Below are 21,106 nucleotides of genomic sequence, written 5' to 3'. Positions count from 1 at the left end.
GAATGACCCGGACCGCAGTAGAGCCAGTGGTGCAGAATCTAGTGTAGTGCTGCATTTTGTTTGGAACTTAAGCGGCTGTTTGCGCGGATGACCTTCTGCAGGATGTCGCGAGCGCTCTTGGTCCAGATGAAGGGCTTGGGGTCAGTGTTGTGGTGAGCGATGTATTGATCAATGGCGGTGATGAGTTCGGGAACGCTGGTGAAGACCCCACGGCGCAGTCGCTCGGTGGTGATGTCACGAAAGAAGCGTTCGACCATGTTCAGCCAGGAGGCCGAGGTAGGCGTGAAATGCATGACGAAGCGCGGATGCTTGGCCAGCCACTCTTGCACGACAGGATGCTTATGTGTCGCGTAGTTGTCGGCGATCAGGTGCAAGGTCTTGTCCTTGGGCGTTTCACGGTCGATCTTTTTCAGGAACTTCAACCATTCGGCGTGGGTGTGCCGCTGCTGACATTGGCCGATGACTTGCCCATCGAGCACGTTGAGCGCGGCAAACAGGGTCGTCGTGCCGTTGCGCTTGTAGTCATGAGTCATGGTGGCTGCCCGGCCCTTTTTCAGCGGCAGTCCCGGTTGTGTGTTGCCGGCTCCCTGATTCCGCACAAATCTGGCGTCGTTAAACGGCGTCGTCGAGTGGGCGCCGGCGGCGCCGTAAACGGCACGAGGGCCGCGCGCGTCGGCCCTCGTTGTGCTGGGGGGCGGGGCTCGATCAGAACGACGGATCGTCGAACGGCAGCTCGGCCTGCGTGAGGCGGTCCTGGCGGTAGTGCTCGAACAGGGCGAGCTCGTAGTGCGCCCAGATGCGCTCGCGCAGATCGTCGAGCAGCTCGATCACGGCCCGGGCCTGCTCGGGCGTCCAGTCGGCGTCGATGAGCAGGTCCAGGCCGCGCAGCAGCCCGGACGGCGGGTGGTCGGTCTTCATGCGGGACTCCGTGCGGATTTGCGTTTGCGGGCGTTGGTGGCGGCGCGCTCCTGGGCTTCCTTGTGGCGCCAGGACGGGCCCTTGAGGGCGATGATCTCGGCGTGATGGACCAGGCGGTCGATGAGCGCGACCACGCAGGCGGCGTTGGGGAACACCTCGGACCATTCGGCAAAGGACTTGTTGGTGGTGATGAGGGTGCTCTTTTTCTCGTGGCGACGGCTGATGAGCTCGAAGAGCAGATCGGCGTGGCGGTTCGAGTAGGAGAGGTAGCCGACCTCGTCGATCACCAGGAGCGTGGGGCTGGCGTAGTGGCGCAGGCGGCGGCGCAGCGCCGAGTCGGAGTCGAGCGCGGCGAGCTCGCCCAGGAGCTGGCCGGCGGTGGTGAAGAGCACGGTGTGCCCGCGCAGCACCGCCTGGTGGGCGATGTTCTGCGCGATGGTGGTCTTCCCGAGCCCGGAGGGGCCGACCAGCAAGGCGTTGGTGGCGGTCTCGAGGAAGCCGAGCGTCATCAGCTCTGCGATGGCGGCCTGGTCGCACTGCTCGGGCCAGCGCCAGTCGAAGTCGGCCAGCGGCTTGAAGCGGCCGATGTGCGCGCAGCGCGCCCGGCGCTCGAGTGAGCGTCGGGCGCGCTCGGTCTCCTCCCACTCGATGAGCGGGGCGATCCACGGGGCCTGGGCGCACTCGGCCCAGTGGCTCACCACCCCGTGCAGTTGCAGCGCACGGGCGCGCGCGAGCAGCGGTTCAGGCGTCGTCATGGTCGTCCTCCAGCAGGCGGTCGTAGCCGGCCAAGGGGTGGGCGCGCACGGTGACATCGCGCGTCTTCAGATGCGCGGGCAGCGGCACACCCAGTGGCGGGGGCCCCTCGCGCCGACGCTCGAGCGCCAGGCGCACCGCGTTGGGATGCGGCACGCCGCGCGCGAGCGCCTCGTCGACGGCAACGGCCAGTTCGCCCGCGCCGTAGCGGTCGAGCAGGTCGGTGAGCGCGCGCGTGGTGCGCCCGAGCGGCTCGCCGCGCTCGGCGGCCTGGGCGAGCAGCGCCTGGCAGGTGGGCACGGCCGCCGTCAGGCGGTCGGTGGCGCGGTGCGCACTGGCCGCGTGCTTGTGTGCGACGAGCGCCTCGAGGTGGGCGTCACACTCGATCTGCTGGCGGCGGTCGTAGCTGCGCGCATGGGTGGCGATCACGTCCTCGCCGTCGAGGATGCGCACCCGCAGCGGGTCGGCGAGCACGGTGAGGGTGCGCCGTACATGGGTGTGGGGGATCGAGTAGTCGTTCAGGTCGAAGCGCACGTACGGGGTCTTGCCCGCCGACACCGCGCGCAGCTCGTCGGTCGGAAACGGTGTCTCGGGCCGCGCGAGCAGGCGCTCGCGCTCGGCCGCGAAGGCCTCGGCCACCGTCATCGAGGCGTCCTCGGGGCAGCGCCGCGCACCGGCGGCGCCCTCGCACCAGGCCTGGGCCTGCGCGTTCAGGTCGTCCAGATCGGCGAAGGCGCATCCGGCGAAGAAGGCCTCGCGCACGTAGCGGATCGCGCGCTCGACGCGCCCCTTCTCGTTGCCGCGCGCCACCGCCACCGGGCGCGGCTCGAAGCGGTAGTGGCCGGCGAGCGCGAGCAGGGTCGGGTGGAAGCGGATCGCGTTGCCGCAACGCTCGAGCACCGCGCTCTTCAGATTGTCGTAGAGGGCGATGCGCGGCACCGCCCCCCAGGATTCGAAGGCGCCGACATGGCCGCGCAGGAAGTTCTCCATGCGCGCATCGAGGAAGAAGCGCAGATAGATCTGGCGCGACCACGACAGCACCATGACGAAGGCCATCAGCGGACGGCGCGCGCGCCCGATCGTCAGGTGCCCGAAGTGCCCCCAGTCGACCTGGGCCTGCTCGCCGGGCAGGGTGCGTAGCCGCAGGTAGGCCTCGGCGCTCGGGCGCGGGCGGTGGCGGGCGATGAGGTGGCGGAAGTGATCGGGGCGCCCGGGGTAACCGCGTGCGCGCACCATGTCGTAGAGCCGCGCGGCCGTAAGGCGCGGAAACTGCGCGAGCGTGTCGTGGAGGAAGGGCAGATAGGGGTCGATCGCCGAGGCGCGCTGCACGGGGCCGTGCCGGGGCAGGCCGGCCTGGGCGAGCACGCGCGCGACGGTGTCGCGGTGCAGCCCGAGCTGCACGGCGATGGTGCCGATGCGCCAGCGCTCGGCGTGGTAGTAGCGCAGGATCTGCGCTTCGTGTTCAGGGGACAGGGCCATGGCGGGGCGGACTCCGTTCGGATCGCGGACAGGGGCGCCGAACCGGGGAGTGCAGGAAGTCCTGACGCACGAACGGGGACAGCACACGGTGGCACAGGTGGCACTGCCCGCTCGCGGACGGTACGGACTCGGGCACGGTCGGCGCGGTCCTTACTTCAACAGGCGGGGCCGGCGGCGGGGAACCCTGATGCGTCACTTCCTGGCGTCGCGCGCGGTAGCGGCGCTGGCGTTGCGCGTGCGCCAGGCGCCCCGCAAAGCTCGCCTGGTAGCGCGTGCCGGCTGCCCGCAGCGAGGCCGCGCGGGCACGCTGGGCGCAGCCGGCGGCGCAATAGCGCTGCCCCCGATCACAGTGGCTGCAGATCAGCACTGCCGCGCGGCACGCGGCACAGAGATAGCGTCGTCCGGTCGACTCCATGGGCCTTGAGGCCCGTGGGAGACTCGACGCCAGCGCCCACTTCGTGAAAGACTACGGGCGCAACGACCGCGCAGCCTTGCGCGGGTGTGGGGCGCGACACTGGGGATGACTTGGCGGTTTGAGCCGGTGTCGCGCCTGCGTTGCCACAGGCCGAGCCCGATTGTGCGCGCATCGGCCACTCGGGTGCCAAACACCCTCCCTCCCGATTGCACGAACACCCCGCCCGCCATCGGCGCGCCGGGGTCAGGGGCGTTTCCAGTCGCCCTACGGGCGCCTTCCAACGCCCCTGACCCCATCAAGCAAACAGCCGCTATCCGCTCACCAGATCAAGGTCATGCTGTGCCGTGCCGGCGGTGGACGCCGGATTTGTGCGGGAATCGACCGCCGTTAACAGATGTCGCGCTTTCGGGACGTCCAGACCGACCGCGAAAAGCGGTGACGCCGTTACGGTGGCAAGCGTATTACCCGGCAGAGTTCTGCTCGGCGTACCCGGCCTCACGCTGGCTCCGTATCGCCAGCACGAACACCGTATCAATCTCGGGCACATAGCGATACAAGGCTACATACCCATGTGAACGACGGCCAATCACCAGCTCGCGCTTGGCATTCGCCACCAGACGACCGATCAACGGGTTCTGCACCAGAATTTCCAAGGCGGCAATGATTTCGCCAATGCGCTGCCCAGGATCTTCTACCTCATGGTTGGTCAGATGATCGAGGATACGATCAAAATCCTCTGCAAGCTCCGGCGCCAACTCGATGCAGGACACTTTCAGCGTGCCAGTTTGCGCGCAACGGGGCGCTTCGCTGCCTTGCCGGCCATGTGCCCTTCCAGATAGCCACGCATTTCCTGCCACGGGATGGTCTGACCGGTGACCACAATGCGTTCATAGCGAGCTTCCGCTACCGCATCGAAATCAGCACGACGTTCCGCTTGCTCGGTCTTCTCGGCGATCGCTTGGAGAATGAAGCCATGAGCCGTCATTCCGGCGTGCTTTGCAGCAGTTGCAATTCGGGCTTTCAGGTCATCCGGCAGGCGAATGGTGGTCGTCGGCATCGCAAACTCCATAGTGTAGTACCGGAAGTCAATGTAGCACCTTGGTGCTACATTGCGCAAAAGTGAGTTCGTACAGGTCTGGAGCCGCTCATTCGGCGCAACTTGGCAGGCCCATGAGCCGGGCCCCCATCCGCCGGCTGGCCGGCGGACGCGAGCGCCTCCAGCAACTGCGTACCCGCGCCGGTGACCGCCTCGATCTCCTTCATGAAACGCGCCAGGCGCGAGCCGCCGAGGGCGACGTCGGCACCGGCACCGGCGCCGTCGAGAATGCCCGCAGCGAGTGAGCGCTTGAACGCCAGCACAGACAGCATGCCCTCCTCGATCGTGCCGCGGGCGACGAAGTGGATCACGCGGATCGGGCGCTGCTGTCCGAGGCGGTGAATGCGCGCCGCGCGCTGCTCCAGCACCGCCGGGTTCCACGGCAGGTCCATGTTCACCAGGGTGGCGGCAGCCCGTCGTGCGGCGAATGCCGCCCTCTATCACCGCACGATCTGCGGCGAATAACTTGCCCATGCGGAGATTGCAGCTCATAATCTCCGCATGAAAAGCGGCGATTACAAGTACATCTGGCAGGCCAGCGACTGGCCGAACTGGCACTTCGACCTGGCAGGACTGGCCGGCCCCATGGCCGAAGTCAGTCGTGCTCAGGGGCTGTTGATGGGCCGTCTGGCCGACGTCGGCATGGCGCTGCGCGATCAGGCGAGCCTCGTGGCGCTCACCGAGGACGTGGTCAAGACCAGCGAGATCGAGGGCGAGCAGCTCAACTTCGAATCCGTGCGCTCGTCCATCGCCCGCAGGCTGGGCGTGGACATCGGCGCGCTTGCGCCGGTCGACCGCCACGTCGAGGGCGTGGTCGAGATGGTGCTGGATGCCACGGCCAACTGCCAGGCACCGGTAACGCGGGAGCGTCTGTTCGGCTGGCATGCCGCACTGTTCCCCACCGGCTACTCCGGCCTCTCCAGGATCAAGGTCGGCGGCTGGCGCGACGATGCCAGCGGGCCGATGCAGGTGGTGTCCGGACCCATCGGCCGCCAGCGTGTGCATTTCGAGGCGCCCTCGGCTGACCGTCTGGAGGATGAAACCAGGCGCTTCCTTGACTGGCTCAATGGCGCATCAAACGAGCCGCCACTGATCAAAGCCGGTCTCGGCCACCTATGGTTCGTCACGCTGCACCCGTTCGACGACGGCAATGGCCGTATCGCGCGGGCCATCGGCGATCGGCTCCTGGCACGCGCCGATGGCAGTCCACAGCGGTTCTACAGTTTGTCGGCGCAGATCCAGCGCGAACGCAAAGCCTATTACGACATCCTGGAGCGAACCCAGAAACGGTCGATGGATGTCACCGAATGGCTCGCCTGGTTCCTCGACACGCTCCATCGCGCCGTTGATCAGGCGCAGCACACTCTCGACGCGGTATTGGCCAAGGCGAGATTCTGGCAGCGCTGGGCAACCACGCCACTGAACGAGCGACAAGTGAAGTTGCTGAACAAGCTGCTCGACGGCTTCGAAGGCAAGCTCACCAGCAGCAAGTGGGCGGCCATTGCCAAGTGCTCGCCGGACACAGCCCTGCGTGACATCAACGATCTGCTTGCACGGGGTGTCCTGCGGAAATCGGATGCGGGCGGGCGCAGTACAAGCTATGGGTTGGATGATGCTCCAACCCGGGAGCGCGCATGAAGAAAGACGCAGACGACGCGCAAACTGCCATCTTGACATCCGCCCCTCCCTAAACGCCCCCCGCGATCCCGCTGCTATGCTCACGCACTCGGACCAGCATGCCCCCAAGCCACCGGGACCGGAGCGACCCGCATGAAAAAATTCATCCGCGACAACCCGACCATCGCCTTCGGGCTTGGCCTGCCGCTGCTGCTCGTCGCGGTATTCCTCGCCATATCGGGCATTCCCGTGCTGCTGGTCGCGCCGCCGCAGTACGAGGTGTTGTACGCGACCCACTACAACTTCTACAACAACGCGCACAACGCGATCCAGATCGCGGTCGTCGGTGATCGCGTGCAGGTCAGCTACGTCGGCAACACGCAGCCCTACCAGACCCCGCGGCTGTGGCGCTTCGACCCGAAAACCGGCGCGGTCAAGGAGATCGCGCTACCCTTGCCGGCCGGCCTCGCCCCCAACAGCGGGCGGCCGGTCGAGGCGGAGAAGACCCCGAGCGTGACCCCCATCGACGTCCCCGACCTCGCCGAGCTTAAGGTCGATTCGTCGAGCCTGGCGCCGGACGGCTACACGTTCCGCAGCGGCGCCGACAGCTACCGCGGCAACGTCTTCGACGGCCTGTTCTTTGGTTCATCGCGCTACCGGGTCCAGGCCGAGCTCGTCAAGGACGGGCGCAGCATCCGGCTGCCCAACACCGACGGCGCCCACTACGGCAACGCGGTCCGCTTCGTCGGCTGGGTGCTGCCGTGACCTGGCTCCTGCTGCTGATCGTGCTGATCGTCCTCGCCGGCGGCTGGTGGGGCTGGCCGCTGGCCGCGGCGTTGTTCGGCAGCCGCGCGATCCATGACAAGACCAGCGCGCTCGGCAAGATCACCGAGTTGATGCGTGCCCATGACATCTCGCCGGCTGAAGTCGCTGCGGTATACCGCGATCCGACCCTGATCTCGACCGCGGCCCCCAAACGCAGCAGCGGCGAGATTGCACGGACGCTCTTCATCTACCTCGGCGCGATCTTCATCCTCGCCGGCATCGGCACCTACATCGGCATGTTCTGGAACCGCATGGGCAGCGTCATGCGCATCGTCGTCACGCTCGGCGTCGGCTATGCGTTGCTGGTCGTGCTGGTCTCGGCGCTGCACGAGAAGAAGTTTCCCAGGCTCTTCCTGCCGCTGACGCTGGCGACCGCGTTCATGCTGACGAGCGGCTGGTTCGTCTTCATCGACGAGGTCTTTCCGCGCGGCGACGACTGGCGGCTGGCTGCGCTCGCCGTCTTCGGCACGATGGCGATTCATCAGGGCCTGCTGTTTCGCCAGTACGCGCTGAGCGTGCTCGCCTTCACCGCCCTGTGCTTCGTCTACGCCTTCCTGTCGGTCGGCCTCGACCTGCTCGACGTGCCGGCGGGCTTCAGCGCGATCCTGCTCGGCGCCTCGCTGTTGCTGGTCGCCGGCGGGCTCGAGAAGTCGCCGCAGCGCAGCCTCGCCGAGTTTGCCTACCTGATCGCGCTGTGCTGGCTCAACGCCGGCCTGTTCGACCGCGTCGCCATCGCCGCCACGGCCGACTGGGCCGCGCTGCTGACCGGCGCCTCGGTCATGTCGGCCGCCTACGGCCTGCACAAGGACGGGCGCCAGCTCCGGCTGTCCGGCCTCGGCTACCTGATCGGCTCGGCGCTCGCCTACAGCGGCCTCTTCGACCTGCTGCGCCAGACCCCGGTCGAGCTGCTCTACTTCGCCGTCACCGCGGCGATGCTCTACGCCTGCGTGCGGCTGCAGAGTCGCGCACTGCTCCTGACCACGGTGCTCGCGATGCTCGGCTTCATCGGCTACTTCACCGCCGAACACTTCGTGGATTCGCTCGGCTGGCCGATCTCGCTGGTCCTCATGGGCGTCGCCTTCATCGGCGTCGGCACGCTGGCAATGCGGATCAAGCGGCAGATGTGAGGGCGCTGGCCTGGATGGGGCCGTACCGATCTGCCGTTTCCCCGCCATGCTGGCAGAGGATCCCTTCCACAAGCCCCCGCCCGACGAGAAGCTCGTGGGCGATCTCGCCGGGGTACGACGCCGCGCCCTTGATTGATTCACTTTCAATCACTATGATTTTTTCAGCATCGCACTGATTACACGAAGCGGCTCGGCAGGGGGTCGCTTCCCGACACCCGCTCCCGACCGCCGAGTCTCCAGATGAAGCAAGCCGCAACCAAAGTGCTCACCGCCCACGTGCCGCTCCCGCTCGCCGAGAAGGTCGATCAGATGGCCGCGAGGCTGGAGCGCTCGCGCGGCTGGATCATGAAGCAGGCGCTCTCCACCTGGATCGCCCAGGAGGAAGAGCGCGACCGCCTGACCCAGGAGGCGCTCGCCGACGTGGACGCCGGTCTCGTCATCGACCCTCTCGCGGTGCAGGCCTGGGCCGACAGCCTGGGCACCGACCAGCCCCTGCCGCTGCCACGCTGATGGAGCTGAAGTGGACCCGCAAGGCGCTTGCCGATCTGGCGCGCCTGCATGAGTTCCCGGCGCCGGTGAGCAGGCAGGCCGCCGCAAGGGCGGTACAGGCGCTGGCCAAGGCCCCGACCATCCTGCTGAGCAACCCGCGCATCGGCGAACAACTCTTCCAGTTCGCGCCACGCGAGGTGCGGCGGATCCTGGTCGCGCAGTACGAGGTGCGCTACGAGATCCGCGACTCGGTCATCTACGTCCTGCGGCTGTGGCACACCCGAGAGGACCGCGCCTGACCCATGCCCCTCGACTTCGCCACCCTCGACACCCTGCGCAGCCACCACCCCGCCTGGCGCCTGCTGCGCTCGGACCACGCACCGCTGGTGGCGAGCTTCCTGCATCGGGTCTTCGTCACCCCCAACGTGCGCGGCATGCCGGCGGCGGACCTCGCCGAGGCGCTGGAGGACGAGCTCTACGCGCTGCGCCTCACGCGCGGCGAGGACGCCTTCCCCAAGGCGGCGATCGACTACCTCGACGACTGGGCCGCGGCCGACAAGGCCTGGCTGCGCAAGTACTACAAGCCCGGCACCGACGAGGCCCAGTTCGACCTCACCCCGGCCACCGAGAAGGCGCTCGCCTGGCTGGCGCAGCTGAGCGAGCGCCAGTTCGTCGGCACCGAGTCGCGCCTGCTCACCCTCTTCGCGCTGCTCAAGCAGATGGGCGAGGGCAGCGAGACCGACCCCGCGCGGCGCATCGCCGAGCTGCAGCGCAGGCGCGACGAGATCGACGCCGAGATGGCGCGCGTGCTCGCCGGCGACATCCCGCTGCTCGACGACACCGCGATCAAGGACCGCTTCCAGCAGTTCATGCAGGGCGCGCGCGAGCTGCTCGCCGACTTCCGCGAGGTCGAGCACAACTTCCGCCAGCTCGACCGCCGCGTGCGCGAGCGCATCGCGCTGTGGGAGGGCAGCAAGGGCGCGCTGCTCGAGCAGATCATGGGCGAGCGCGACGCCATCGCCGACTCCGACCAGGGTCGCAGCTTCCGCGCCTTCTGGGACTTCCTGCTGTCGAGCCGGCGCCAGGAAGAGCTCAGCGACCTGCTCGACCAGGTGCTGGCGCTGCCCGCGGTGGCCGAGCTCAACCCCGACGCCCGCACCCGCCGCGTGCATTACGACTGGCTGGAGGCGGGCGAGCACACCCAGCGCACCGTGGCGCAGCTCTCGCAGCAGTTGCGCCGCTTCCTCGACGACCAGGCCTGGCTGGAGAACCGCCGCATCATGGACCTGCTGCACGGCATCGAGAGCAAGGCGCTGGCCCTGCGCGCCGCGCCGCCGCCCAGCCCGGCGATGGAGATCGCCCTCCCCGGCGCGGCGATCGAGCTGGCGCTGGAGCGCCCGCTGCACACCCCGCCCACCCGGCCGGCGATCGCCGAGCTGCGCATCGAGGCCGGCGACGAGGACGTCGACCCGCACGCGCTCTTCGAGCAGGTCACGGTGGACAAGGCGCGCCTCGCCCGCCACATCCGCCACGCCCTGCAGGACCGCGCCCAGGTCACGCTCGCCGCGCTGGTCGCCGCGCAGCCGCTGGAGCAGGGCCTGGCCGAGCTGATCGCCTACCTGCAGCTCGGCAGCGACGCCTTCACCACCACCCTCGACGAGGCCACGCCCGAGCCGATCGAATGGCAGGCCAGCGCCGCCGACGGCAGCACCATCACCCGCAGGGCGCGCCTGCCGCGGGTGATCTTCATGCGCTGAGGGCGATCGCATCGACACATGGACCACCCTTGCCATCCTTGTTGGAGCGGGCTCACGGGACGCGCGGCGCCTTCACCCGATCAAGCCGGCTCCGCGAAGCACGAACAAACGACACTGAAGCGATGAAGCGATGAAGCTCACGATGGACGACGAAGACCTCGCCCCCGGCCCGACCGAGCCCGCGGCCCCCGCCCCAGCGCCCGACCTCTCCGTGCTGCTGATCGGCCTGCTCAAGGGCGTGCTCTACCGCGAAGCCGACGAGCGCCAGTGGTCCAGCCTGCTGCAGCTGCAGGCGCGGGTGCGCGAATACGTGGCCGTGCTCAACCTCGAGCTGGTGCTCGACGAGGCAGAGGGCTACGCCTTCCTGCGCGGCCGCCCCGAGCCCGCCGACGACGACCCGGCGCCGCGCCTGCCGCGACTGGTGGCGCGCCGGCCGCTGTCCTACCCGGTGAGCCTGCTGCTCGCCCTGCTGCGCAAGAAGCTCGCCGAGTTCGACGCCGGCGGCGGCGACACCCGCCTGGTGCTCGGGCGCGACGACATCGTCGAGCTGGTGCGCGTGTTCCTGCCCGAAGGCCCCAACGAGGCACGCCTGATCGACCAGGTCGAGACCCACATCAACAAGGTCGTCGAGCTCGGCCTCCTCGCCCGCCTCAAGCCCACCAGCGCCAGCGCCACCGCACCCGCCAGCTTTGAGGTGCGCCGCATCCTCAAGGCCTTCGTCGACGCGCAGTGGCTCGCCGACTTCGACGCCCGCCTCGCCACCTACCGCGCCGCCCTCGCCGACGGCAAGGAGACCCCCTCCGATGACGCCTGAGCCGCTGCGACACCCCCCTGTAGGAGCGGCGGCAGCCGCGAACATCGGCGCTCGAGACCCCAACCTGGCCTGGGGTAAGCCCCGGCCATTCGCGCCTGCCGGCACTCCTGCGGGTCTCGAGACCGCGTCACCCAGGTCCGCCGCATGAACGACCCGCAATCCCTCGGCCTCGACTTCGTCGCCGACGACACCCTCTCCGGCTTTCGCCTGCAGCGCCTGGAGGTGCTCAACTGGGGCACCTTCGACCGCCACGTGTGGACGCTGCAGCTCGACGGCCGCAACGGGCTGCTCACCGGCGACATCGGCTCGGGCAAGTCCACCCTGGTCGATGCGATCACCACGCTGCTCGTCCCCGCCCACCGCATCGCCTACAACAAGGCCGCCGGCGCCGACACCCGCGAGCGCAGCCTGCGCTCCTACGTGCTCGGCCACTACAAGTCCGAGCGCAACGAGGTCACCGGCGCCGCGCGCCCGATCGGCCTGCGCGAGCCCGGCAGCTACTCGGTGATCCTCGGCGTGTTCCACAACGCCGGCTACGACCAGACCGTGAGCCTGGCGCAGGTGTTCTGGTTCAAGGAGCCACAGGGCCAGCCGGCGCGCTTGTACCTCGGCGCCGAGCACGCGCTGTCGATCGCCGCCGACTTCTCCGGCTTCGGCCCCGACATCACCCAGCTGCGCAAGCGCCTGCGCGGCGCCGGAGCCGAGATCTTCGACAGCTTCCCGCCCTACGCCGCCTGGTTCCGCCGCCGCTTCGGCATCGACAACGAGCAGGCGCTCGAGCTCTTCCACCAGACCGTGTCGATGAAGTCGGTCGGCAACCTCACCGACTTCGTGCGCCACCACATGCTCGAGCCCTTCGAGGTCGGCCCGCGCATCCAGGCCCTCATCGGCCACTTCGACGACCTCGACCGCGCCCACCAGGCGGTGCTCAAGGCCCAGCGCCAGGTGTCGCTGCTCGCCCCGCTGGTCGAAGACTGCCACCGCCACGACGCGCTCGCCGCCGACATCGGCGCGCTGCGGCGCTGCCGCGAGGCGCTGCAGCCGCACTTCGCCGCGCGCAAGCTCGCCCTGCTCGACCACCGCCTGGCGCTCGCCGCCGAGGAGTGGGCGCGCGCCGACGCCCAGGCCAGGCGCCTGGACGGGCTGCGCGAGGAGCAGGCGCTGCGCATCGACGCGCTCAAGCAGGCCATCAACGCCAACGGCGGCGACCGCCTCGAGCGCCTCGCCGCCGAGATCCGCAAGCTGGCGCAGGTGCGCGACGCGCGCCTGGCCAAGTCGCGCCGCTACGCCGAGCTCGCCGTGGTGCTCGGCACCCCCGCCGCCGCCGACGGCGAGGCCTTCGCCGCCCAGCGCCTGCACTTCGCCGCGGGCCGCGAGGACGCGCGCAACCGCGACGCCGAGCTGCAGAACACGCTCACCGAGCACGCCGTCAGCCTGCGCCAGGGCAAGCTCGAACACGACGCGCTGAGCGCCGAGATCGACAGCCTCAGGCGCCGGCGCAGCAACATCGACGACCGCCAGATCCAGATCCGCGCCGCGCTGTGCGGCGCGCTCGGCATCGACGTCGAGGACATGCCCTTCGCCGGCGAGCTGCTGCAGGTGCGCGAGGACGAGCGCGACTGGGAGGGCGCCGCCGAGCGCCTGCTGCGCGGCTTCGGCCTCGCCCTGCTGGTGCCCGACGCGCACTACAAGGCGGTGGCCGAGTGGGTGGACGGCAACCACCTGCGCGGCCGCCTGGTGTATTTCCACGTCCGCCCGCCGCGCGCCGGCGAGCTCCCCGCGCTGCACCCCGACTCGCTGGTGCGCAAGCTCGCGATCAAGCCCGACAGCCCGCACTACGACTGGCTCGAGCGCGAGCTCGCCCACCGCTTCGACGTCGCCTGCTGCGCCACCCAGGAGCAGTTCCGCCGCGAGACGCGTGCGATCACCCGCGCCGGCCAGATCAAGGACCCCAGCGGCCGCCACGAGAAGGACGACCGCCACGCCATCGCCGACCGCAGCCGCTACGTGCTGGGCTGGAGCAACACCGCCAAGATCGAGGCCCTCGAAGCGCAGCGCCGCCAGCTCGAAGCCCGACTCGGCGAAGTCGGCAGCCAGATCAGCCGCATCGAGGCCGAGCGCCGCGCCCTCGCCGGCCGCCTCGACGCCCTCACCCGGCTGGAAGAGTTCATCGCCTTCGACGAGCTCGACTGGCACAGCGTCGCCAGCGACATTGCCACGCTGGAAGACGAACGCCGCGCGCTCGAAGCCGCCTCGGACCTCCTCAAGGAGCTCAACCGCCAGCTCGCCGAACTGCAGCAGATCCGCGGCGACACCGAGCGCGAGCTCGGCGCCGCGCGCGAACGCCGCGCCAAGGTCGAGCAGCGCCAGGCCGACGCCGAGTCGCTGCGCGCGACCACGCTCGCCCTCGTCGACGCCGCGCCGATCGACCCGGCGCTCGTCCCCCAGCTCGAGGCCCTGTGCGCCGAGGTGCTCGGCGAGCACGCGCTGACCGTCGAATCGTGCGACAACCGCGAGAAGGAAGTCCGCGACCTGCTGCAGACGCGGATCGACGCCGAGGACCGCCGGCTGGCGCGCCTGGCCGAGAAGATCATCAAGGCCATGTCGGCCTTCAAGCAGCAGTTCGCGCTCGAGACCGCCGAGATCGACGCCAGCCTGGAGGCCGGCTTCGAATACGAGAACCTGCTGACGCAGTTGAACCGCGACGACCTGCCGCGCTTCCTCGCGCGCTTCAAGGAGCTGCTCAACGTCAACACGATCAACGAGATCGCCAACTTCAACGCCCAGCTCGCGCGCGAGCGCGAGACCATCAAGGAGCGCATCGCCCACATCAACAAGTCGCTCGGCGAGATCGACTACAACCCCGGGCGCTACATCGTGCTCGAATCCCAGCCCAGCCCCGACGCCGAGATCCGCGACTTCCAGCAGGAGCTGCGCGCCTGCACCGAGGGCGCACTGACCGGCGCCGGCGAGGGCGACGACGAGCAGTACTCCGAGGACCGCTTTCTGCGCGTCAAGGGCATCATCGACCGCTTCCGCGGCCGCGAGGGCCTCTCGGACCAGGACCGGCGCTGGACCGCCAAGGTCACCGACGTGCGCAACTGGTTCCTGTTCGCCGCCAGCGAGCGCTGGCGCGAGGACGACAGCGAGTACGAGCACTATTCGGACTCGGGCGGCAAGTCGGGCGGGCAGAAGGAGAAGCTCGCCTACACCATCCTCGCCGCCAGCCTCGCCTACCAGTTCGGCCTGGAGTGGGGCGCGGTGCGCTCGCGCTCGTTCCGCTTCGTCGTCATCGACGAGGCCTTCGGCCGCGGCTCGGACGAGTCCGCGCAATACGGCCTGCGCCTCTTCGAGCAGCTCAACCTGCAGCTGCTGATCGTCACCCCGCTGCAGAAGATCCACATCATCGAGCCCTTCGTCGCCAGCGTCGGCTTCGTGCACAACGAGGGCGGCAGCGCCTCGAAGCTGCGCAACCTGTCGATCGAGGAGTACCGCGCGCAGAAGGCGGAGATGCGGGCCGCCGCCCAAGCCGCGCCGCGCGCCGGCGGCGCAGCCGCATCATGAGCTGGAGCACCGCGTCGGACCTGCGGGCGCAGGTGATGCGCCTGTGGGAGCGCGGCGAGCTGCTGCGCGAGGGGCTCCCGCAGGGAAACGGCGAACTCCCGCGCGCGTGCTTGCCGGAGGAGGGCGGCGAGGGCGCGCAGCCTTGCGAGCAACCATCAGACGCTGCAGTGGATACGACCGCGGGACTACCCGCTGGCCGCAGCCGCTTCCCGCTGCGCCTCAGCCTGAAGACGCCCGGCCCGGACGACATCACCCGCCGCTTCGACGCCGTGCGCGCCTGGGTCGTGGCGATCTCGGCCACGCCCCATGTCCGCCTCGAATGGCAGGAGACCCGCCACCGCGTGCAGGGCAGCCAGCGCCTGCCCGCGAGCGCCTGGGTCGACCGCCTCGACGACGCCCTGGCCTGGATCGGCAGGCGCGCCGAGCACGCGCGCTTCCGCGCGCTGCACGACGAGACCGCCGCACGCCAGCCCCTGCTGCTGCCCTGGCTGGCGAAGCGCCCGCTGCGCGCGCTGGAACTCGCCGCCGAGTGGTCGCGCCTGCTCGACGTGGTCGCCTGGCTGCAGGCCCACCCGCGGCCGGGCGTGTATCTGCGCCAGGTCGACCTGCCCGGCATCCACACCAAGTTCATCGAATCCCAGCGTGGCGTGCTCGCCGAGCTGCTCGACCTCGCCCTGCCCGCGGCGGCGATCGACCCGGCGCGCAGCGGCGCGCAGCAGTTCGCCGCCCGCTACGGTTTCCTCGACAAGCCCGTGCTGCTGCGCTTGCGCGTGCTCGACCCGGCGCTCGGCCTGCTCCCCGGCGCGCCCTGCCCCGACCTCGCCCTCGACGCCGACAGCTTCGCCCGCCTGCGACTCGACGTGGCACGCGTCTTCATCACCGAGAACGAGACCAACTTCCTCGCCTTCCCCCGCGTCGACAAGGCCATCGTGATCTTCGGCGCCGGCTACGGCTGGGAGGCACTGGCACGCGCCGAGTGGCTGCAGCGCTGCCCGATCCACTACTGGGGCGACATCGACACCAACGGCTTCGCCATCCTCGCCCAGCTGCGCGCCCGCTTCGCCCACGTCGAGTCCCTGCTGATGGACCGCGCCACCCTGCTCGCACACGAGGCGCTGTGGGGCCGCGAAGACAGCCCGCGCCCGGCTGACGTCTCGCGCCTCACCGCCGAGGAACGCAGCCTCTACGAAGACCTGCGCGACCACCGCATCTGCCCGTCCCTGCGCCTGGAGCAAGAGCACATCGGCTTCGGCTGGCTGGAAAAATGGCTGAAAATCGTCCACGTGATGGATGATTTTCAGCCGTACGGCGGTTGATTTTCATCCGCCCTTGCTACGATCCGGGCAACAAGCCGCAACCAGACTCACCCGAGCACCCGGATCAAGATCCACGCCGAGAAGGACCACCGCATGCTGACCCGCCTCGAAATCGACGGCTTCAAGACCTTCGAGAACCTCGCGATCGACTTTCTGCCCTTCACGGTCGTGCTGGGCAGCAACGCCGCCGGCAAGAGCAATCTGTTCGACGCGATTCGTCTGCTCTCGCTGCTCGCCACGCGCGACGTCGCCGAGGCCGTCAAGGACATGCGCGGCGAACCGCTCGAACTGTTCCGCCTGACGCCATCGGGCCGCAGCACCCAGATCCGCATCGCCGCCGAGGTTCTCGTCGACCCTCTGGTGCGCGACCCATGGGGTAGCGAGGTGAAGATCACGCACACGCGGCTCCGCTATGAGGTGACGCTGGAGCGGCGCCAGACCAAGCCCGGGATCGAGCGGATTCAGGTGGCACGGGAGTGCGTGACCCCCATCATGCGCAAGGACGATCGCTGGGCCAAGGCAGTGAACCCGACCAAGGACTTTCGTTCGACTTATCTGAAGTACACGCGCCTGAAGCCGTGGCTCACGACCGACGAGACGGACGAAGGGCTGGCTTTCAGCATCCATCAGGACGGCAAGCAAGGGCGCAATCGACCCGCAAGCGCGGCCGAGGCAACGGTGTTGTACAGCGTGACCAACGCCGAGTTTCCGCACCTTTTCGCCCTGCGAGAGGAAATGCGCCACTGGCGCCTGCTGCAGCTCGACCCCGCACTGCTGCGGCGTCCAGTCCCGGCGACGGCATCGGACATGCTCGATGCGGATGGCTCCAACCTTGCCGCGGTGCTGACTCAACTCAAGGCCGAAACCGCGAGTGCCGAGAAACCGGATGGGGTACTGAGCGACATCGCGGCCGAACTGAACCACCTGATCCCGGGGATTGCCCATCTCGACGCCAGGCTGCACGAGGCGAGCCGCGAATACCGGATCGAACTCACGATGCGCGACGGCCTGCCCTTCACCTCGCGTGTCATTTCGGACGGCACGCTGCGCATCCTCGCCCTGCTGACCCTGCTGCACGACCCGCGCCATCGGGGCCTGATCTGCTTCGAGGAACCGGAGAACGGCGTGCATCCCGGCCGCATCAAGCAGCTCGTTCAGCAACTAAGGGACATCGTCACCGACCCAGCCGAGTACGACGCCGAAGACAACAGCCCACCGCTCAGCCAACTGCTGCTGAACAGCCATTCGCCGGTGGTCTTGTCCGCCCTCGTCGACGCGAATCTACGCCCCGTCGACGGTGCGGTGCTGTTTGCCGACACGGCCGTGGTGACCGACCCCGCACGCAAGGAGCAGCGCCGCAAGACGCGCCTTCGGCCCGTTCACTCCAGACCGCAAGCCTCCCTGTTCGGAGACGCCGCGAATCCGCAAGGCATCGTCTCCGATCTCGAGGTGCGGAAAGTGCTCGATACCGTGGCGGCGGAGGGCTGAGGATGCATTACCTCGGACTGGCGCTCTATGCCGAAGGCCCCACCGACTACTACTTCCTGCGCCCCTTGCTGCTTCGCCTCTGTGAAGAGATCTGCCTGAACGAGGCGAACCAGTCGGTGGAGTTCGGCGAGGAGGTCATCTCCTTGAACGAACCCGCACGAATGAAGGACGCCCCACGCGAGGAACGGATCATCGAAGCTGCTCGCGAAGCGCGGGGCGCCTGGCGCATCGTTTTCATTCACACGGATGGCGCAGGGAGTGCGGAGCGCGCCCGTGCGACGTGCGCGCAGCCCGCCATCGACAGGCTCGCTCAGGAACTTCCCAATGATGGTGTCGGTATCGCGGTGGTCCCAATACGCGAAACGGAGTCATGGGCGCTTACAGATGGCGATGCGATTCGCAGGGTATTCGGTACGCCCCTATCCGACGAGGTGCTGGAGTTACCGCGCAACGCCGCAGATGTGGAAACAACACGTGATCCGAAGAGGACCTTGCACCTCGCCTTTCTGAAGACCAACCCAAGCTCACGGAAACGACGGCAAGGCGTTTCTCCGATGTTGAATGCGCTAGGGTCTGTTGACAATCAAGCAAGCCATATGACGGCGGCGCAGAGTGCGATGAAGGAGGCGAATCGTTCGGCAAGCTTGTCGTAGCGGGTGGCAATGCGTCGGAATTGCTTGATGCGGCAGAAGAAGCGCTCGATGAGGTTGCGGTTCTTATACTGATGTCGATCAAATGGGCGCTGGACGAGGCGATGACTGCGTGGCGGAATGACCGCTTCGATGTCGTTGGTGGCCAGATAGTCGATGATGGCGTCGGTATCGTAGGCCTTGTCGGCGCTGAGCGAACCCGGCAGTAAGCCTTGGAGCAGAGGCAGCGTCTGCGGGCTATCGCCGGCTTGACCGCCGGTGAGGGCAAAGCGGGCCAGAGACCCGAGCCCTTCGACAACGGCGTGAATTTTGGTACTCAGTCCGCCGCGCGAGCGCCCCAGCGCTTGGTCTCCTTTTTTTTGGCGCACCTGCGGCATGCTGATGGGCGCGGACGATGGTGCTGTCGATGAAAAGCTCTTCGAAGTCCGCGTCCTCGGCCAACTTGGCGAACACCTGATGCCACACGCCTTTGCGCGACCAGCGGGCAAAGCGTTGATAAACGCTGTTCCAGGGGCCGAATTCGGCGGGCAGGTCGCGCCATGGGCTGCCGGTGCGTGCGATCCACAGCACCGCTTCGACAAACAGCCGGTTATTGGCCGCGGTGCAGCCCGGATCGCTTACCTTGCCAGGCAACAGGGCCTCAATCCGCTCGAACTGATCATCACGCAACCACACACGGGCCATCCTGACTCTACCCAAAAGTCAGGATATGACCATAAAACTGAGAGTGTGAACAGCCACTCGGCAAGCCATTGAATATGAAAGACTATCTTACAATATCGATGCCAATGGGATTATTTATGCTGTTGATTGTCAACAGACCCTAGGCGAAGCTGTGTCGCTGGATCGATTGCGGCGCCTGCCGGGGTTCCAGGCACTTGAGACGGAATTGCGCCTGGGCATGAGAAGGCTCGGGATCCTCAGCGAGCTCAGGAGCTAATCCAGCCACAACGCTCAGCTTCGCCGTCCGCTCGGTCCGAATATCCTCCCGTGACTGAGCGCTTCCCGTCTGCAGCTTCGACAGTTCAGCACGCAAGTGCTTGTTTCGACTGAATCACGCTCCCAGAAATGCCACCACACGACGCCCGCCCCCACGGCCCGGCCACGACTCGTCCCTGACCACCCCATCCCCGCGAGACATCTTGAAAAGCGCCCTCTTCGTCGACTTCGACAACGTCTATTCCGGCCTGCGCAAGCTCGACCCGGCCATCGCCGACCGCTTCGCCCGCCAGCCCCTGGAGTGGGTGAACTGGGTGATCGGCGAGCTCGAGCTGCCCGACCACGCCCCCGCCGGCGCGCGCCGCCGGCTGCTGGTGCGGCGCTGCTACCTCAACCCGCAGGCCTACCAGCGCTTCCGCCCGTCCTTCAACCTCGCCGGCTTCGAGATCATCGACTGCCCGGCGCTGACGAGCGAGGGCAAGACCAGCACCGACATCCACATGGTGCTCGACATCATCGACCTGCTGCAGCACGAGGCCCGCTACGACGAGTTCATCGTGTTCTCGGCCGACGCCGACTTCACCCCGGTGCTGCGCAAGCTGCGGCGCTGGGATCGGCGCACCACGGTGCTGGCGATCGGCTTTCCGTCGGCCGCCTATCGCGCCTCGGCCGACCTGCTGATCGACCCCGACGAGTTCGTCCGCAACGCCCTCGGCTTCCGCGACGAGGACGAATCGCCCGTTACCGGCGCTGCCGACGCGGACGCGGAAGGCTCGTCGGCCGCTGCGGGCGCACGCGCCGCGCAGGCGATGCCGGAGGCACCGCGGCCGGACTCCCCGGCCTCGCCCCCCATCGACCCCATCGACCCCATCGACCCCGTTGCCCTCGACCGCGCCATCGCCGAGGTCGTCGCCACCATGCATGCCGAGGTCGCACGCGCCGCCGCACCCGTGCCCTGCAGCCGCCTGGCGAGCCTGATCACGACGCGCCACCCCGCCCTCGCCGCCGACTGGAACGGCAAGGGGAGCTTCCGCAAGTTCGTCGACAGCCTCGAGCTCGCACCGCTGCGCTTCGACTGGAGCAACAGCGGCGGCTTCGTCTTCGATCCCGCCCGCGCCGGCAGCTGCATGCAGGACGGCAGCGCCACGCCCGACTGGGGCGAGGACCAGGACATCCTGCCGCTCGCCACCCAGATCCACGAGGTCTCCGGCGCCCCGCTGCTCGGCCCGGCCGAATACTGCGCGCTGTTCTCGATCGTCGAGGACGACGTCGGCCGCAATCCCTTCGACCTCAAGGAGACCGGCAAGCGCGTGCGCGACCGCCTGCGCGAGGCCGGCCACGGCGGCAGCCGGCTCGACGTCAACTGGATCCTGCGCGGCCTGCTGATGCGTGGCCACGCCTTCGGCGAGGGGCAGGACCGCGCGGCGACGCTCGCCAACAAGACGGCGAACAACGTGCGCTCGCTCTGCCTGCGCGAGCAGATGATCCTCGACCGCGCGGCCGAGGCGACGATCGCGCGCTGGTTCGGCACGACCCCGGACCCCCGGCGAATGGGTCAGTGACTGGATCAGTGGCAAGGGCGGGCACGGCTGCCCGCCCCCGCGCATCTTGCATGCACGCGACGGCACACCAACAATGAGGCCTCACGCTGAAACCCCGAGGCGAGGATCATGAACACCAAGACCCGCAGCGCCCTGCGCGCCAGCCTGAAGCAGGAGGACGCCGCGCTCGACGAGCGCCTCCCCGAGGCCGCGTCCCCCGCGCTGAAGACACCACCCGACGCTCCGGCTGCGGCACCCGCACGCAAGCCGAGCACCCGCCGTGCGCCGCCGCAAGGCAGGGCGCCGGCGCAAACGGCG

General features: G+C 68.4%; 19 protein-coding genes and 2 pseudogenes. 13 read left to right on the top strand and 8 right to left on the bottom strand.

Features of this window, described 5'->3' with window-relative positions; genetic code table 11:
* Positions 1-38 precede the first annotated feature (38 nt).
* The 7 genes and pseudogenes from C667_RS06810 to C667_RS24880 form a co-directional block, all read right to left on the bottom strand.
* Positions 39-590 (bottom strand): annotated as a pseudogene (locus tag C667_RS06810) (IS630 family transposase); the annotation flags it as partial.
* 115 nt (positions 591-705) lie between these two features.
* Complete coding sequence (locus C667_RS06805; protein WP_004359146.1) at positions 706-918, bottom strand: hypothetical protein; 213 nt, start codon at positions 916-918, stop codon at positions 706-708.
* Positions 915-1,673: an IS21-like element helper ATPase IstB gene (istB, locus tag C667_RS06800; RefSeq protein WP_004359139.1), complete on the bottom strand. Its 759-nt coding sequence runs from the start codon at positions 1,671-1,673 to the stop codon at positions 915-917. Before istB ends, C667_RS06805 begins: the two co-directional genes overlap by 4 nt.
* Positions 1,660-3,150, bottom strand: coding sequence for an IS21 family transposase (istA, locus tag C667_RS06795; protein WP_004359137.1), 1,491 nt, complete (start codon positions 3,148-3,150; stop codon positions 1,660-1,662). The genes istB and istA overlap by 14 nt, the downstream gene beginning before the upstream one ends.
* Before the next feature lie 876 nt (positions 3,151-4,026).
* Positions 4,027-4,335 carry a type II toxin-antitoxin system RelE/ParE family toxin gene (locus C667_RS06790; protein ID WP_004359135.1) on the bottom strand — a complete coding sequence of 103 codons (309 nt, stop codon included), beginning with the start codon at positions 4,333-4,335 and terminating at the stop codon, positions 4,027-4,029.
* 2 nt (positions 4,336-4,337) lie between these two features.
* Positions 4,338-4,622, bottom strand: a complete 285-nt coding sequence (locus C667_RS06785; protein ID WP_039920910.1) for a YlcI/YnfO family protein — start codon at positions 4,620-4,622, stop codon at positions 4,338-4,340.
* A gap of 47 nt (positions 4,623-4,669) precedes the next feature.
* Positions 4,670-5,059 carry a DEAD/DEAH box helicase gene (locus C667_RS24880; protein ID WP_211207671.1) on the bottom strand — a complete coding sequence of 130 codons (390 nt, stop codon included), beginning with the start codon at positions 5,057-5,059 and terminating at the stop codon, positions 4,670-4,672.
* Between the two features lie 103 nt (positions 5,060-5,162).
* On the opposite strand from C667_RS24880, the gene C667_RS06775 reads away from it, so the two are divergent.
* From C667_RS06775 to C667_RS24875, 11 genes are all read left to right on the top strand, one after another.
* Positions 5,163-6,299 (top strand): Fic family protein, encoded by a 1,137-nt coding sequence (locus C667_RS06775; RefSeq protein WP_004359130.1) that lies wholly within the window; start codon positions 5,163-5,165, stop codon positions 6,297-6,299.
* Positions 6,300-6,431: 132 nt separating this feature from the next.
* Positions 6,432-7,043: a hypothetical protein gene (locus C667_RS06770; RefSeq protein ID WP_004359129.1), complete on the top strand. Its 612-nt coding sequence runs from the start codon at positions 6,432-6,434 to the stop codon at positions 7,041-7,043.
* Positions 7,040-8,230: a DUF2157 domain-containing protein gene (locus C667_RS06765; protein WP_004359128.1), complete on the top strand. Its 1,191-nt coding sequence runs from the start codon at positions 7,040-7,042 to the stop codon at positions 8,228-8,230. The genes C667_RS06770 and C667_RS06765 overlap by 4 nt, the downstream gene beginning before the upstream one ends.
* 240 nt (positions 8,231-8,470) lie before the next feature.
* Positions 8,471-8,740, top strand: a complete 270-nt coding sequence (locus tag C667_RS06760) for a CopG family ribbon-helix-helix protein (RefSeq protein WP_004359126.1) — start codon at positions 8,471-8,473, stop codon at positions 8,738-8,740.
* A complete protein-coding gene (locus C667_RS06755) occupies positions 8,740-9,018 on the top strand; it encodes a type II toxin-antitoxin system RelE/ParE family toxin (RefSeq protein WP_004359124.1) in 279 nt (92 codons plus the stop codon). Before C667_RS06760 ends, C667_RS06755 begins: the two co-directional genes overlap by 1 nt.
* A gap of 3 nt (positions 9,019-9,021) precedes the next feature.
* Positions 9,022-10,476, top strand: coding sequence for a DUF3375 domain-containing protein (locus tag C667_RS06750; RefSeq protein WP_004359123.1), 1,455 nt, complete (start codon positions 9,022-9,024; stop codon positions 10,474-10,476).
* Positions 10,477-10,606: 130 nt separating this feature from the next.
* The gene (locus C667_RS06745; RefSeq protein WP_004359120.1) at positions 10,607-11,290 is read left to right on the top strand and encodes a DUF4194 domain-containing protein; all 684 of its coding nucleotides are present in this window, start codon (positions 10,607-10,609) and stop codon (positions 11,288-11,290) included.
* A gap of 144 nt (positions 11,291-11,434) precedes the next feature.
* Complete coding sequence (locus C667_RS06740; protein ID WP_004359118.1) at positions 11,435-14,854, top strand: ATP-binding protein; 3,420 nt, start codon at positions 11,435-11,437, stop codon at positions 14,852-14,854.
* The gene (locus C667_RS06735) at positions 14,851-16,170 is read left to right on the top strand and encodes a Wadjet anti-phage system protein JetD domain-containing protein (protein ID WP_004359116.1); all 1,320 of its coding nucleotides are present in this window, start codon (positions 14,851-14,853) and stop codon (positions 16,168-16,170) included. Before C667_RS06740 ends, C667_RS06735 begins: the two co-directional genes overlap by 4 nt.
* Before the next feature lie 93 nt (positions 16,171-16,263).
* The gene (locus tag C667_RS06730; protein WP_004359114.1) at positions 16,264-17,658 is read left to right on the top strand and encodes an AAA family ATPase; all 1,395 of its coding nucleotides are present in this window, start codon (positions 16,264-16,266) and stop codon (positions 17,656-17,658) included.
* A 2-nt stretch (positions 17,659-17,660) separates the two neighbouring features.
* Positions 17,661-18,311, top strand: coding sequence for a DUF4276 family protein (locus C667_RS24875; protein WP_083881280.1), 651 nt, complete (start codon positions 17,661-17,663; stop codon positions 18,309-18,311).
* Here C667_RS24875 and C667_RS24870 read toward each other — a convergent pair.
* Positions 18,242-18,992 (bottom strand): IS5 family transposase gene (locus tag C667_RS24870; protein WP_370701707.1). Its coding sequence is split into 2 segments (ribosomal slippage): positions 18,242-18,655 and positions 18,657-18,992, totalling 750 coding nucleotides; the frame shifts between segments, so codons are not numbered across the junction. The genes C667_RS24875 and C667_RS24870 overlap by 70 nt on opposite strands.
* A gap of 458 nt (positions 18,993-19,450) precedes the next feature.
* On the opposite strand from C667_RS24870, the gene C667_RS06720 reads away from it, so the two are divergent.
* Together C667_RS06720 and C667_RS06715 are read left to right on the top strand one after the other, a co-directional pair.
* On the top strand, positions 19,451-20,809 hold the full coding sequence (locus C667_RS06720) for an NYN domain-containing protein (RefSeq protein ID WP_004359108.1): 1,359 nt from the start codon (positions 19,451-19,453) through the stop codon (positions 20,807-20,809).
* Positions 20,810-20,917: 108 nt separating this feature from the next.
* Positions 20,918-21,106, top strand: a pseudogene (locus C667_RS06715) (hypothetical protein); the annotation flags it as partial.

Source organism: Thauera phenylacetica B4P (assembly GCF_000310225.1).
GTDB classification, from domain to species: Bacteria; Pseudomonadota; Gammaproteobacteria; order Burkholderiales; family Rhodocyclaceae; genus Thauera; species Thauera phenylacetica.
This window is presented reverse-complemented; position numbering and strand designations above follow the sequence as displayed.

Coding starts and splice junctions, on each gene's coding strand:
- C667_RS06805 (WP_004359146.1), bottom strand. CDS start 918: ATGAAGACCGACCACCCGCCGTCCGGGCTGCTGCGCGGCCTGGACCTG.
- istB (WP_004359139.1), bottom strand. CDS start 1,673: ATGACGACGCCTGAACCGCTGCTCGCGCGCGCCCGTGCGCTGCAACTG.
- istA (WP_004359137.1), bottom strand. CDS start 3,150: ATGGCCCTGTCCCCTGAACACGAAGCGCAGATCCTGCGCTACTACCAC.
- C667_RS06785 (WP_039920910.1), bottom strand. CDS start 4,622: ATGCCGACGACCACCATTCGCCTGCCGGATGACCTGAAAGCCCGAATT.
- C667_RS06775 (WP_004359130.1), top strand. CDS start 5,163: ATGAAAAGCGGCGATTACAAGTACATCTGGCAGGCCAGCGACTGGCCG.
- C667_RS06770 (WP_004359129.1), top strand. CDS start 6,432: ATGAAAAAATTCATCCGCGACAACCCGACCATCGCCTTCGGGCTTGGC.
- C667_RS06760 (WP_004359126.1), top strand. CDS start 8,471: ATGAAGCAAGCCGCAACCAAAGTGCTCACCGCCCACGTGCCGCTCCCG.
- C667_RS06755 (WP_004359124.1), top strand. CDS start 8,740: ATGGAGCTGAAGTGGACCCGCAAGGCGCTTGCCGATCTGGCGCGCCTG.
- C667_RS06750 (WP_004359123.1), top strand. CDS start 9,022: ATGCCCCTCGACTTCGCCACCCTCGACACCCTGCGCAGCCACCACCCC.
- C667_RS06745 (WP_004359120.1), top strand. CDS start 10,607: ATGAAGCTCACGATGGACGACGAAGACCTCGCCCCCGGCCCGACCGAG.
- C667_RS06740 (WP_004359118.1), top strand. CDS start 11,435: ATGAACGACCCGCAATCCCTCGGCCTCGACTTCGTCGCCGACGACACC.
- C667_RS06735 (WP_004359116.1), top strand. CDS start 14,851: ATGAGCTGGAGCACCGCGTCGGACCTGCGGGCGCAGGTGATGCGCCTG.
- C667_RS06730 (WP_004359114.1), top strand. CDS start 16,264: ATGCTGACCCGCCTCGAAATCGACGGCTTCAAGACCTTCGAGAACCTC.
- C667_RS24875 (WP_083881280.1), top strand. CDS start 17,661: ATGCATTACCTCGGACTGGCGCTCTATGCCGAAGGCCCCACCGACTAC.